Raw genomic sequence first — 12,336 nt, 5'->3', positions numbered from 1 at the left:
TGCCAGGGCAGCCTAGACCGCTCACCGACGCGGGCGGAAACCACCCGAGTGGCTGCTTTCGGCCATGCGGCGGGCTACCTGGAGCGATCGTCCACGATGCCGAGGCTGACCAGCAGCCGCCAGACGTCGGAGGACGGATCCCGGTTGAGGACGGGGCAGTCCTCCGCGTGACCGGAGCGTGCGGCCCACTTCTTCTCGGGCTCCGGCACACTGCCGCGCGGCACCGCCTTGGGTTTGCGGTTGTCGGCCTTGCAGTCACCGTGCTCGCACTGGTTGACCAGGCTTCGGGCGTGGGCGACGGCCCTCTTCACGACGGCCCCGTCTTCGTCGTCCAGCGCGTCCCGGCGGTCGCCCTTGACGCTCTTGTCGTTCTTCACGTCGAAGGACTTGTACGCCGGGTGCGCCGCCCGCAGCTTCTTCACGATCTCCTTGTTGCTGCCGCTCTGCCGCCCGCTCATCGCCTGGAAGTGCAGCAGCAGCCACAGGTCGAAGGAGGGGTGTGAGAAGCAGACCTGGATGTTGGCCTCGGCGGCCTCCTTGAGCGCTTTCGGGATGTCGTGGTGCCTGTCCCGGTCGAACAGCACCCACGCCTCCTCGCGCGATGCCTGCTTGTGGTCGCGCACGGCGGCGACCGTCCTGGAGGGGATGAGGCCGTTCTTGGCGCTGATGGGGTGGATCAGGAACGGCTGCCGCTCCCCGTCCCCGCCGTCCCCGTAGCGGGCGTTGAGGTGGTCGAGGTACTGCGGCTCGGTGACCTCGCCCTCGCAGGCGATGAAGAGAACCCGTTGTTCCTTGGAGACCGGCGGCCGGTACGGCACGGGCGCGAACTGGTCGTTCCGGCTTCCCCTGCGCTTGCGTGATGTGTCCGCGGCTCCAGCCCCTCCCGCTCCCCCGGCACCGCTGTCCTGCTGTTGTCCGCCCCGCCTGCTCACGCTGTTTCCTTCGCCTCCTGCCAGGCCAGTTCACGTGCGATCGCTCCCGCGCCGACGCGTGGTACCCCGCCGTAGCGGCCTCGTAGGTATCCGCTCTCCAGGTCCTCGTCCTCGGCCGGGTCGGCGGCGGTCACGGGATAGACGCTGGTCGCGCCCGAGCGCTCCTTCGCAGCGATCCACACCTGTTCCCGGTCCAGCGGGCGGTCGAGCACGGCGCTGCCGAGCAGGGTCGCGTCATGCGTCGTGAAGACGAGCTGGGCGTTGTTCGGGTTGGCCTTCGGATCCTGGAAGATCCGTACGACCTCGGCGGCCAGGGTGGGATGGAGGCTGGAGTCGAGTTCGTCGACCAGCAGCGTCGTGCCGTTGTCCAGCACCGTGAGCATGGGTCCGAGGAACGCGAACCAGGCGTGCGTACCGAACGACTCCTCGCGCAGGAACTCCAGCGGGACGTCCCCGCCGTCCGGGGTGCGGTGTCTGAGCCGGATACCGCCGGACTCGGGGTCGACGTCGATACCGGTGATGCCCAGGTCCGCGATGGCGAGGAGCTGGAGGATCCGTTCGCGATAAGCGCGCTCCGTGCTCCTGGCGCTGCTGTCGGTCAGCATCCCCTGGGTGAACTTCGTACGCCCCTTGATGTCCTCGCCCGGCGTGACCAGCCACAGATTGTCGAGGAACCAGCGGTGCAGCGCCGACAGCACCGGGTCGTTGAGAGTGGCTCCGGTGGAGAGGAAGAGCGCGTCGGACCGCGTGTATCGGACCAGGTCGTCGCGTCGGTTCTCGGCGATGCCGTTGCCCTCGAAGACGAACTCGGGGCCCTCGGCATCGGGCCGACCCGCCTCCCGGTCGAACCAGACCTGCCGCTCGCCGTCGGGATAGGCGTGGAGCCACTCGGCCTCCACGCGCTCGTCGGACAGCTCGAATCCGTAGGTGTACCGGATCTTCCGATGGTGGCCCAGGACGAGGTCGACCTCGTAGAGGGTCGTCTCGTCGGCACTCTCGCGGTCGAGTTTGAAGGGCTGGCGGGGGACGCCCGGCGACTTCGGCCAGTCCGCGAAAGACGTGCGCACCGCTTCCCGCATGTCGGTCATGGCCCTGAGCAGGTTGGTCTTGCCCGAGGCGTTGGCACCGAAGACGCCCAGGACGGAGAGGCCCGGAACCGGCCGGCGGTCGTACTCGATGCCGGTGTCTCGGGAAGTGCCCTCCTTGAGCCCGGCGCCGATCAGCGACAGCTCGCACTCATCACGGATCGAGCGGTGGTTCGCCACCCGGAAACGGAGGAGCACCCTCGACCTCCTGGCGGACGGGGCGGCCCCGTCGACTCGTACCCTTGCGGACGATCCGCAGGGGAAGCCTATGACGGCGGCGGGTCCGGGGCCAGCCCCGAAGATCTTTTCTAGGACACCCCGGCCGTCGCCCGCACGGTGGCCGCGATCGTCGCCGAGCCCACCACGCGCGTGTCGTCGTACAGCACGATCGCCTGGCCGGGGGCCACGCCCCGGACCGGCTCCGTGAAGGTGACCTCGAGGGAGCCGTCGACGAGTTCGGCCCGCACCTCGGTCTCGCCGCCGTGGGCGCGCAGCTGGGCCGTGTAGGTGCCGGGGCCGGTCGGGGCGGCGCCGCACCAGCGGGGCTTGATCGCGGTCAGCGCGCCTACGTCGAGGGAGGCGGCCGGGCCGACCGTCACCGTGTTGTTCACCGGGGAGATGTCGAGGACGTAGCGCGGCTTGCCGTCGGCGGCCGGGGTACCGATGCGCAGGCCCTTGCGCTGGCCGATGGTGAAGCCGTAGGCGCCCTCGTGGGTGCCCACCTTGGCGCCGGACTCGTCGACGATGTCGCCCTCGGCCCGGCCCAGCCGGTTCGCGAGGAAGCCCTGGGTGTCGCCGTCGGCGATGAAGCAGATGTCGTGGGAGTCGGGCTTCTTGGCGACCGCCAGGCCCCGGCGCTCGGCCTCCGCGCGGATCTCGTCCTTCGTGGTCACCGTGTCGCCGAGGGGGAAGAGCGCGTGGGCGAGCTGCCGGTCGTCGAGGACGCCGAGGACGTACGACTGGTCCTTGGCCATGTCGGAGGCGCGGTGGAGCTCGCGCGTGCCGTCCTCGTTGACGAGTACCTTCGCGTAGTGGCCGGTGCACACCGCGTCGAAGCCCAGCGCCAGCGCCTTGTCCAGCAGCGCGGCGAACTTGATCTTCTCGTTGCAGCGCAGACAGGGGTTGGGGGTGCGGCCGGCCTCGTACTCGGCGACGAAGTCGTCGACGACGTCCTCGCGGAAGCGGTCGGCGAGGTCCCAGACGTAGAACGGGATCCCGATCACGTCGGCCGCGCGGCGGGCGTCACGGGAGTCCTCGATGGTGCAACAGCCTCGCGCGCCGGTGCGGAACGACTGCGGGTTCGCGGATAGCGCGAGGTGGACACCGGTCACGTCGTGGCCGGCTTCCGCTGCGCGGGCGGCGGCGACGGCGGAGTCGACCCCGCCGGACATGGCGGCGAGTACGCGAAGGGGGCGGGAGCGCTGCGAGGTCTCAGTCATAACCCTTCCAGGGTACGGGTCCCCGGGAACCGGAGCCCGCGAGTATCCGTTGACGATCACAAGGGGCGAGGAAGGGCACGGACATGGGGGACGGGAAGAGCGACTCCGACCGGCGGATCGGGCGGCGCGCGCTGCTGATCGGCGGGGCGGCGGCCGCCGTCGGCACGGGCGTCCTCGCGCGTGAAGAACTGGCGCGGCTGTACTGGCGGCTGCCGGGCGTGCGCAGGCAGCGGGTGGAGGGCGCCGTGGACTTCCGGGGCGCCCGGTGGGTGGCGGCGTCGGAGGCGAACTTCCGCTGGGCGGACCGGCCGGACGACTACGGGATCGACATGGTCGTCATCCATGTCACGCAGGGCGACCTCGACAGCGCGGTGAAGGCGTTCGAGGACCCCGGGCACAAGGCGGCCGCGCACTACATCGTCGGCAAGGACGGCCACGTCACGCAGATGATCCGGGAGCTGGACGTGGCGTACCACGCGGGCAACCGCGGGTACAACGAGCGCAGTGTCGGCATCGAGCACGAGGGCTTCGTGGACCGGCCGAAGGACTTCACGGACGCGATGTACGCCGCCTCCGCCCGGCTGACCGCCGCGATCTGCCGGCGGTACGGCATAGCCGTCGACCGGGAGCACATCATCGGGCATGTGGAGGTTCCGGGCACGGATCACACCGACCCGGGCGAGCACTGGGACTGGGACCGGTATCTGCGGCTCGTGCGGGAGGCGCAGGCCACGGCCGCCTGAGCACCGGCAATGTGACGCATGTCATATGTGCTCGAAATCGTGAACAGTCGACGAGAGCCGGCCGCCCGATGTGTCCCGCACCACGAACTTGACCTGCACTCCACCAACTTGGCTTTTCTTCAAGGGAGTTGGGGTGCACGGTGGCCGCACAGCCTCCTCGGCTCACTCCTATGTTCGACCCAGTCTTCACATAGGCCTTAGCCCGAAGCTCCACGGCCATGAGCCACACCACAGATCCCGCCTCCGGCGCGGGACGGCAGAGCAAGGGCGCCCACGCGCGAAGCGACCGGGGCGCCAAGGACGAGCGCCACACGAAGAGCGGCGAGACCAAGGGCGGGCACGGCAAGGGCCTGCACCGGCGCAGGTTCCTCGGCGGCATGGCGGGGGCGGCCGGGCTGGCCGCCGTCGGGACCGCCGGGGTCACCTTCTCCCTGCTGACCGGCGGCAACAGCAGCAAGGCGTCCGCCGCCGACGCCACCGGCACCCTCTCCGTCCCCGACCTGCTGGAGGCCACCACCTCCGACGGCACCACCACCTACACCCTGACCGCGAAGACCGGCACGAGCGAGGTGCTCAGCGGCGTCACCAGCACCACGGCCGGCTACAACGGCGCCTACCTCGGCCCGACCATGAAGTGGACCAAGGGCGACACGGTCCTGATGAACTTCACCAACACCCTCGGCGCGGACACCTCGGTCCACTTCCACGGCGCCCACATCCCGCCCAAGATGGACGGCGGCCCGCAGAACGCCTTCGCGGACGGCGTGACCTGGTCACCCACCTTCGAGGTCCTCGACGAGGCCAAGACGCTCTGGTACCACCCGCACGCCCTGGGCACCACGGCCGAGCAGGTCGTCCACGGCCTGGCCGGGATGATCATCGTGGAGGACGACTCGGACGTCTCGGCCGCGCTGCCGAGCGAGTACGGCGTCGACGACATCCCGATCATCCTGCAGTGCCTGGCGGTCGACAGCGCCGGCGACATCAAGTACGAGGCGGCCGGCTACCGCGGCTCCGGCGTCAGCTTCCCGGTGCTGGTCAACGGCACCAACGTCGACTCGACCACCCTCGGCTTCACCGCCACCAAGAAGCGCACCCGCTTCCGGGTCCTGAACGCCTCCCCCGCCGACATCATGACCGTCCAGCGCGGCGACGGCGGGACGCTCACCCAGATCGCCACCGACCAGGGCTATCTCACCGAGCCCACCGAGGTGACCACGATCCGGCTGGTGGCCGGCGCCCGCGCCGAGTTCGTCCTCGACCTCGACGACGCGGTCACGCTCCAGGCCGTCGTCACCACCGGCTGGATCCGCGGCGGCAGCGGCACGTACGACTTCCTGACCGTGACCCCGGACGCCACCGACACCCCGGCCGCCCTGCCGAGCACGCTCAACACCATCACCCGGTACGACACGAGCGACTTCACCGCGCGGACGATCACCCTCGGTCAGGGCGCCGGCGGGACCATGACGATCAACGGCTCGGCGGGCACCACCATGGCCAAGATGGCGATGATCAGCACCACGCTGGACGCCGAGGAGGTCTGGACGATCACGAACAGCACGCAGCTCGAACACTCGTTCCATCTGCACGACGTGCCCTACCAGTTGATCGAGATCAACGGCGAGGCGCCGACCGGCGTGAATCTCGGCTGGTTCGACACCTTCGAGGTGGTCGGCGGCGGTTCCATCAAGATCGCGATGAAGTTCACCGACTTCACCGACGACACGTACATGTACATGCTCCACTGCCATCTTCTCCAGCACGAGGACGAGGGCATGATGGCGGCCCTCATGGTCACGGACGGCTAGCCCGGCTCCAGCGGGCCGGCCGCACCCCGGGCCGGCCACTCCAGCCTCCCGAGCAGGCTGCCGCCGGCAGTGGAAGTGCCGGCGGCAGCCCCTGGCCCGGCACACCCGGGCCAGCTCCATGGTGGTGGCGGCGCCTGGCAGGCACCTTTGAACATGAGGCGGCCGAACATGAGGCGGCCTTCTGTCGACAGGCTGGGCGCCCCGGGCTCCGCCGTAGGCGCACCCGCACGTCACCGCACCCGCGGACCGCCGGCGCTACGTCAGTCCGGCGGCGCGCGCCCGTTCCACCGCCGGGCCGATGGCCTTGGCGACCGCCTCGACGTCGGCCTCGGTGGAGGTGTGGCCGAGGGAGAAGCGCAGGGTGCCGCGGGCCAGGTCCGGGTCGGTGCCGGTGGCGAGCAGGACGTGGCTGGGCTGGGCGACGCCGGCGGTGCAGGCGGATCCGGTGGAGCACTCGATGCCCTGGGCGTCGAGCAGCAGCAGCAGGGAGTCGCCCTCACAGCCCGGGAAGGTGAAGTGGGCGTTGGCCGGAAGCCGGTCCACCGGGTCCCCGCCGAGGATCGCGTCCGGGACGGCCGTACGGACCGCGTCGATCAGCACGTCGCGCAGGGCGCCGATCTCCCGGGCGAACCACTCGCGCTGCTCGGCGGCGAGGCGTCCGGCGACCGCGAAGGAGGCGATGGCGGGGACGTCGAGGGTGCCGGAGCGGACATGGCGCTCCTGGCCGCCGCCGTGCAGGACGGGTACGGGGGTGTGCTCACGGCCGAGGAGCAGGGCGCCGATGCCGTACGGGCCGCCGATCTTGTGGCCGGAGACCGTCATCGCGGCGAGGCCGGAGGCGGTGAAGTCGACGGGGACCTGGCCGAAGGCCTGTACCGCGTCGGCGTGCAGCGGGACGTCGAACTCGGCTGCCACGTCGGCCAGTTCACGGACCGGCAGGATCGTGCCGATCTCGTTGTTCGCCCACATGACGGTGGCCAGGGCCACGTCGTGGGGGTCGCGGGCGATGGCTTCGCGCAGCGCCTCGGGGTGGACCCGCCCGTAGGAGTCGACCGGCAGGTACTCGACCGTGGCGCCCTCGTGCTCGCCGAGCCAGTGCACGGCGTCGAGGACCGCGTGGTGTTCGACCGGGCTGGCCAGGACGCGGGTGCGGGCCGGGTCCGTGTCACGGCGGGACCAGTACAGGCCCTTGACCGCGAGGTTGTCGGCCTCGGTGCCGCCGGAGGTGAGAACGACCTCGCTGGGACGGGCGCCGAGCGCGTCCGCGAGGGTCTCCCGGGCTTCCTCGACCGTACGGCGGGCCTGCCGGCCGGCCGCGTGGAGAGAGGAGGCGTTGCCGGTGACGCCCAGGTGCGCGGTGAGTGCCTCGACCGCCTCGGGGAGCATCGGCGTGGTCGCGGCGTGGTCGAGGTATGCCATGGTGGCCCCGATTCTACGGGGGCCGGGTGGCACGCCTCGCTGCCAGGTGAGCCCTCGCGGTCAGAAGCTCCAGGAAACCGTCGAGTCGGCCTGCATGAACGCCACCAGGACCAGAAGGTCGGCGACCCCCAGACCCAGTCCGAGGAAGGCGCGCCCGCGGCGGGACGTACCGCGCCACAGGGCGACGGACGCCAGGACGATGGCGATCGGGCCGAGGAAGACGTTGAGGACGAGCAGACCGAGGAGGCCGAGGACGAAGGACGCGACGGCCATTCCGTCGGTGTCCCGGATTCCGGTGCGGCGGGTGGTGGCCGGTGCGGTGAGTTGCATGGCTGGTCAGCTCCTGTGGAGGAAGGCGCGACGGGTCAGTGGGTGGAGGTCTGCCGACGGCGGCCGTGGCGCTCGCGGAGCGCGAAGACGCCGAGCCAGGCGGCGATCACGGCGGCGGCGACGAGGGTGAAGGCGAACGGCGCGTGGGCCACGGTGCCCATGACGACGCCGAACAGCAGCAGGGCCGCGACGAGGAACAGCATGGGATCGGATCCCCCTCCGTAAAGTTTGGGTGAACAGTTGTAGTTACAGTTGTTCACTGACTCTCGAGTCTAGCGTGTACCCCGGCTTTCCAATTCCAGAGAACAGTTGTTAACTGGATGACATGAGTCACACCCTCGGCATCAGGCAGGCCCAGAAGCAGAAGACCCGGCGGGCGCTCATGGACGCGGCGTTGGTGCTGCTGGAGGAGCAGAGCCTGAGCAGCCTGGGGCTGCGCGAGGTCACGCGTGCCGTCGGGGTCGCCCCGACCGCCTTCTACCGCCACTTCCGCTCCACCGCGGATCTGGGCGTGGCTCTGGTCGAGGAGGCGCTCGGCAGCCTCCACCCGATGATCCGCACCACCGTGACCACGGCCGACACGAGCGAGGAACGCATCGAGCGCGCTGTCGAGTTGATCGCCGGTCATGTGACCGCGTACCCCGCACCCGTCCGTTTCATCGCCCGTGAGCGGCATGGCGGAGTACAGCCGGTGCGGGAGGCGATCCGGGACCAACTGGCCCGGTTCGCCGAGGAGGTGAAGACCGAACTGGCCAAGGACGCCGAGGCCGAGGACTGGAGCGACGACGACCTGCTGATGCTCTCGCACCTCTACGTCGACCAGATGCTCATCACGGCCTCGCTGTTCCTGGAGGCGCTGGAGTCCTTGCCCGAGGAGCGGGAGCGGGTCAGCCGGCTCGCCGCCCGCCAGATGCGGCTCATCAGCATCGGCCGCCGGCACTGGCTGGACTGACCACCCCGCGACGCACCCGTACGCCGCAGGGGCGGCGCACCCGGCGACGGGTGCGCCGCCCCTGCGGCCGATCCGCCGTCAGCCCTGCTGCCGGGCCTGCTGCCCCTGCTGCCCCTGGCCGCCGCCCGGACCGCCACAGCCGCCGCCCTGGCCACCGCCGGGGCCACCCTGACCGCCACCGCCGGGACCGCCGCTCGGCATGCCCGACGGGACACCGGTCGGCGTGCCGGTCGGGGCGCCCGTCGGCTGCCCCGAGGCGGCACCGGTCGGCGCGCCCGACGGTGCCCCCGAGGGGGCGCCGCTCGGCATGCCCGACGGGTTGCCGGACGGCGGCGAGCAGGACTGCTGGGCGGACGTCCCGCTGCTCGAGGAGGAGTCGCCCGAGCCACAGGCCACCAGGGCGAGGGGCGAGAGCGCCAGCAGCGCCACCGCGGGGACGAGACGGACGGGCATCAGCGCACGCTTCATGAGAAACAGCTCCGGAGATGATGAGGAGAACCTGAGACCGGAACTCAACCAACGGCGCTTAGGCCTTCCTTGGGGCCCTTCTGTCCCCCGCCTGTCAATCGGGTAAAGCACTTCTCAACAAACCTTGCTGACCTGGGAGTTCCCCGGATGGACCGGTAGGCGCGCTGGTACAGCTCCGTGACGGAAGCCCCCGCGCGCCGGGGCTCAGCCGAGCCTGACCCGGGCCAACTGCCGTGACTGTGCGACGAGTCGGTCCGCGCTGTCCCAGACCTCGGCGTCCTCCTCCAGGAATCCGCCCGCGAGATTGCGGGTGGTGATGGAGACGCGCAGCGGGCCGGGAGCCGGACGGCAGCGGACGTGGACCGTCAGCTCGACCGTGGGGACCCAGCCGCGCAGGCCGATCTCGAAGGCGGTCGGCGGCAGGGCGTCCACCGCGAGCAGGAGGGAGAGCGGGTCGGGGTCGCGGCCGTCCTTCAGGCCGAACCAGGCCCGCATCTCGCCCTTCCCGGAGGGCTGTCCGAGCGCCCAGCCGAGGGTCGACGGGTCGAGCTTGAGCATCAGCCGGTCGGCGATCGCGGAGCTGCCGTCGACGGGCGCCGGTCCGTCCTCGGGGCCGAAGCACTGGTCCATCGGCGGGATCGCGGGCGGCTTCGCCGTCGTACGGACGTCGTCCGGCAGCGCGTCCAGGTCGCCGTAGGAGGCGAGGACCCGGATCCGCTCCACCTCGGCGCCGTTCTCGTCGTACTGGAAGAGCGAGGCCTGGCCGGTGGAGAGGGTGCGGCCGGTGCGCACGACGTCCGTACGGACGACCGCGGGGCCGGGCTGGGACGCCGTCAGGTAGTGCGCCGAGATCGTGAACGGGTCGCGATGCGGCAGGGCGTCCGCGAGCGCACGGCCGAGGACGGCGAGAAGGTAGCCGCCGTTGACGGCGCTGATGATCGTCCAGCCGGCCGAGAGCTCGATGTCGTAGACGCCGGGCGCGCGTCGGGTGAGCGCGGTGTCGCGGTCGAACTCGGACTCGGACTCGCCGTCTCCGGTCGGGGCCGTGACGAGGGCGATGGAGGCCGGCTCGGCCGCCGCGGTAGCTGCTTCTGGCATGCCTGAACCGTACAACAGCCCATTACTAAGCGGTAGCTTTGGCTGCTACGGCCGTGCGGCGACCGTGCTACGGCCGGATGAACGGATCGAGCCCGTTCATGACCGTTTCGGGACTCATCGGTGACGGGACCGGATGGGCGGTCGGCAATTTCTTGGTAAGTGTCCGAACTCGTCCGTAACCTCGACGCCCGGATTCCCCTCTGCAAGGACATGAGCCTCACCGGGACTCCGTTCCTCTACACCCTGATCGCGCTGTCCGTGGTTGCCGTCGCGCTGCCGCTGCTGATGTGGTCGCGGCTGCGCGGGCCGCGGATCCTGCGCGCCGCGGCCCGGATGGTGATGCTGCTGTTCGCCCAAGGGACGGCCGTGGCCCTGGTCTTCGTCCTGGTCAACAACGCCAACGGCCTGTACGACACCTGGGACGACCTGCTGGGCACCGGCACCCATGTGCAGCAGGCGGCCGACCTGGGCGCGGACGGCACCGGCGGAATCGCGCTGGACCGGCTGCCCAGGGTCCGGCAGACGTTCACCCAGGCCGAGGGACCGGGCCTGCACGCGGCGGGCGGCGTACGCGTCACCCAGCTCGAGGGCCGCGTCTCCGGCGTCAACGCCGAGGTCTACGTCTGGCTGCCCCCGCAGTACGACGAGCCCGCCTACGCGCACCGCTCCTTCCCCGTGGTGGAGCTGCTGCCGGGCTACCCGGGCTCCGCGAAGTCCTGGTACGGGACACTGCACGTGCACGAGCAGCTGGCACCGCTGATGCGCGCGGGCAAGGTCGCCCCGTTCATCCTGGTCGCGCCGCGCACCACCCTGCTGCCGGGCGTGGACACCGGCTGCGCCAACGTCGCGGGCACCGTCAACGCCGACAGCTGGCTCAGCATCGACGTACCGAAGATGGTCAGGGACAACTTCCGGGCCCAGCCCGCGCCCAAGGGCTGGGCGGTCGCCGGGTACTCCGCCGGCGGTCACTGCGCGGCCAAGCTGGCCGTCGCCCACCCGGACCGCTACCGGGCGGCCGTGAGCCTGTCCGGATACAGCGACCCGATCGTCGAGCCCCACTCCCTCGCCGCGCAGAGCCCCGCCCTGCGCCGGGCCAACAACCCCTACCTGCTGCTGCGCAGGGCCGCCGTGCCGCCGCCCGTGGCCCTCTACCTCACCGGCCAGCCGAAGGACGGCTACGAGGCGGCCCTGGCCCTGCGGCAGGAGGCGAAGGCGCCGACGGCCGTGCACGTCGTCTACATCCCGAGCGACGCGGGCGGCCACACCATGGCGCTGTGGCGGCCGCAGGTCGTGCCGGCGTTCCGCTGGCTGACCACCCAGCTGGACCAGCGCCCGGTCACCGGCGACGGGACGGGGAAGACGAAGGGGAAGGCGAAGGCGACTACTCCTCGCGCACCGTCGAGCGCCGGTTCCAAGCACGCGGCGCTCGCCAGTGGAACCGCATCGCGAGCAGCCGCAGCACGAAGGCCGTGACCGCGGCCAGGCCGCTGGCCAGCGGGGTGAGCACGTCGTAGTGGATGCAGAGCACCACCATGGTGGCGCCGACGAGCGCCGGGACCGCGTAGAGGTCGCGGTCCCAGCGCAGCAGTGAGGGCACCTCGTTGGCCAGCACGTCGCGCAGCACACCGCCGCCGACGGCGGTGGCGAGGCCCAGCGCCACCGACGCGGTGAGGTTGAGTCCGTAGTCGTACGCTTTCGTCGTCCCCGTCACACAGAACAGGCCGAGGCCGGCCGCGTCGAAGACGTTGACGCCCGTCTGGATGCGCTCCACCTGGGGGTGCAGGAAGACGACCAGGAGGGCGGCGAGCAGCGGGGTGAGGAAGGACCCCAGGTCGGTGAAGGCGGCCGGCGGCACGGCCCCGATGACCAGGTCCCGGAAGACTCCGCCGCCCAGCGCGGTGACCTCGGCGAGCATGGCGATGCCGAACACGTCGAAGTTCTTGCGGACGGCAAGCAGCGCGCCCGAGATGGCGAAGACGAAGATGCCGATCAGGTCGAGTGTGTGCTGGACGGAGGGGCTGAAGATTTGATGGAGCACCCCTACATTCTCACCCAGCAC

13 protein-coding genes are annotated in these 12,336 nt (G+C 70.8%); 4 read left to right on the top strand and 9 right to left on the bottom strand.

The annotated features are described in order from the left end of the window. Positions 1-74 precede the first annotated feature (74 nt). From QQM72_RS01625 to mnmA, 3 genes are all read right to left on the bottom strand, one after another. The gene (locus tag QQM72_RS01625) at positions 75-932 is read right to left on the bottom strand and encodes an RloB family protein (protein ID WP_314218971.1); all 858 of its coding nucleotides are present in this window, start codon (positions 930-932) and stop codon (positions 75-77) included. Further along, positions 929-2,215 (bottom strand): AAA family ATPase, encoded by a 1,287-nt coding sequence (locus QQM72_RS01620; RefSeq protein ID WP_314218970.1) that lies wholly within the window; start codon positions 2,213-2,215, stop codon positions 929-931. The genes QQM72_RS01625 and QQM72_RS01620 overlap by 4 nt, the downstream gene beginning before the upstream one ends. A gap of 110 nt (positions 2,216-2,325) precedes the next feature. Continuing rightward, on the bottom strand, positions 2,326-3,456 hold the full coding sequence (gene mnmA / locus QQM72_RS01615) for a tRNA 2-thiouridine(34) synthase MnmA (protein WP_314218969.1): 1,131 nt from the start codon (positions 3,454-3,456) through the stop codon (positions 2,326-2,328). Positions 3,457-3,539: 83 nt separating this feature from the next. Here mnmA and QQM72_RS01610 point away from each other — a divergent pair, with 83 nt between their 5' ends. Together QQM72_RS01610 and QQM72_RS01605 are read left to right on the top strand one after the other, a co-directional pair. Further along, positions 3,540-4,199: an N-acetylmuramoyl-L-alanine amidase gene (locus tag QQM72_RS01610; protein ID WP_314218968.1), complete on the top strand. Its 660-nt coding sequence runs from the start codon at positions 3,540-3,542 to the stop codon at positions 4,197-4,199. A 218-nt stretch (positions 4,200-4,417) separates the two neighbouring features. Continuing rightward, entirely contained in the window at positions 4,418-6,010 is a 1,593-nt protein-coding gene (locus QQM72_RS01605) for a multicopper oxidase family protein (RefSeq protein ID WP_314218967.1), read from the top strand. A 255-nt stretch (positions 6,011-6,265) separates the two neighbouring features. Here QQM72_RS01605 and QQM72_RS01600 read toward each other — a convergent pair whose 3' ends face one another. From QQM72_RS01600 to QQM72_RS01590, 3 genes are read right to left on the bottom strand one after another with little or no spacing between them, the layout of a single operon-like run. After that, complete coding sequence (locus tag QQM72_RS01600) at positions 6,266-7,429, bottom strand: cysteine desulfurase family protein (protein ID WP_314218966.1); 1,164 nt, start codon at positions 7,427-7,429, stop codon at positions 6,266-6,268. Positions 7,430-7,489: 60 nt separating this feature from the next. Continuing rightward, entirely contained in the window at positions 7,490-7,759 is a 270-nt protein-coding gene (locus tag QQM72_RS01595) for a DUF4190 domain-containing protein (RefSeq protein WP_314218965.1), read from the bottom strand. Between the two features lie 35 nt (positions 7,760-7,794). After that, positions 7,795-7,962 (bottom strand): hypothetical protein, encoded by a 168-nt coding sequence (locus QQM72_RS01590; protein WP_314218964.1) that lies wholly within the window; start codon positions 7,960-7,962, stop codon positions 7,795-7,797. Positions 7,963-8,084: 122 nt separating this feature from the next. On the opposite strand from QQM72_RS01590, the gene QQM72_RS01585 reads away from it, so the two are divergent. Beyond that, positions 8,085-8,711: a TetR family transcriptional regulator gene (locus tag QQM72_RS01585; protein WP_314218963.1), complete on the top strand. Its 627-nt coding sequence runs from the start codon at positions 8,085-8,087 to the stop codon at positions 8,709-8,711. A 78-nt stretch (positions 8,712-8,789) separates the two neighbouring features. Here the strand turns inward: QQM72_RS01585 and QQM72_RS01580 are convergent, their stop codons facing one another. Continuing rightward, positions 8,790-9,179, bottom strand: a complete 390-nt coding sequence (locus tag QQM72_RS01580) for a hypothetical protein (RefSeq protein ID WP_314218962.1) — start codon at positions 9,177-9,179, stop codon at positions 8,790-8,792. Between the two features lie 204 nt (positions 9,180-9,383). After that, the gene (locus QQM72_RS01575) at positions 9,384-10,277 is read right to left on the bottom strand and encodes a thioesterase family protein (RefSeq protein ID WP_314218961.1); all 894 of its coding nucleotides are present in this window, start codon (positions 10,275-10,277) and stop codon (positions 9,384-9,386) included. Positions 10,278-10,487: 210 nt separating this feature from the next. Between QQM72_RS01575 and QQM72_RS01570 the strand changes: the two genes are divergently transcribed. Beyond that, the gene (locus QQM72_RS01570) at positions 10,488-11,750 is read left to right on the top strand and encodes an alpha/beta hydrolase (protein ID WP_314219163.1); all 1,263 of its coding nucleotides are present in this window, start codon (positions 10,488-10,490) and stop codon (positions 11,748-11,750) included. On the opposite strand, the gene QQM72_RS01565 is transcribed toward QQM72_RS01570, so the two are convergent. Next, positions 11,659-12,315 (bottom strand): trimeric intracellular cation channel family protein, encoded by a 657-nt coding sequence (locus tag QQM72_RS01565; protein WP_020131396.1) that lies wholly within the window; start codon positions 12,313-12,315, stop codon positions 11,659-11,661. The genes QQM72_RS01570 and QQM72_RS01565 overlap by 92 nt on opposite strands. Positions 12,316-12,336: the final 21 nt, after the last annotated feature.

This window comes from Streptomyces zaehneri, from assembly GCF_032248645.1.
Taxonomy (GTDB): Bacteria; Actinomycetota; Actinomycetes; order Streptomycetales; family Streptomycetaceae; genus Streptomyces; species Streptomyces coriariae.
Note: the sequence above shows the minus strand (reverse complement) of the source record. Positions and strands in the feature narration are given on the sequence as shown.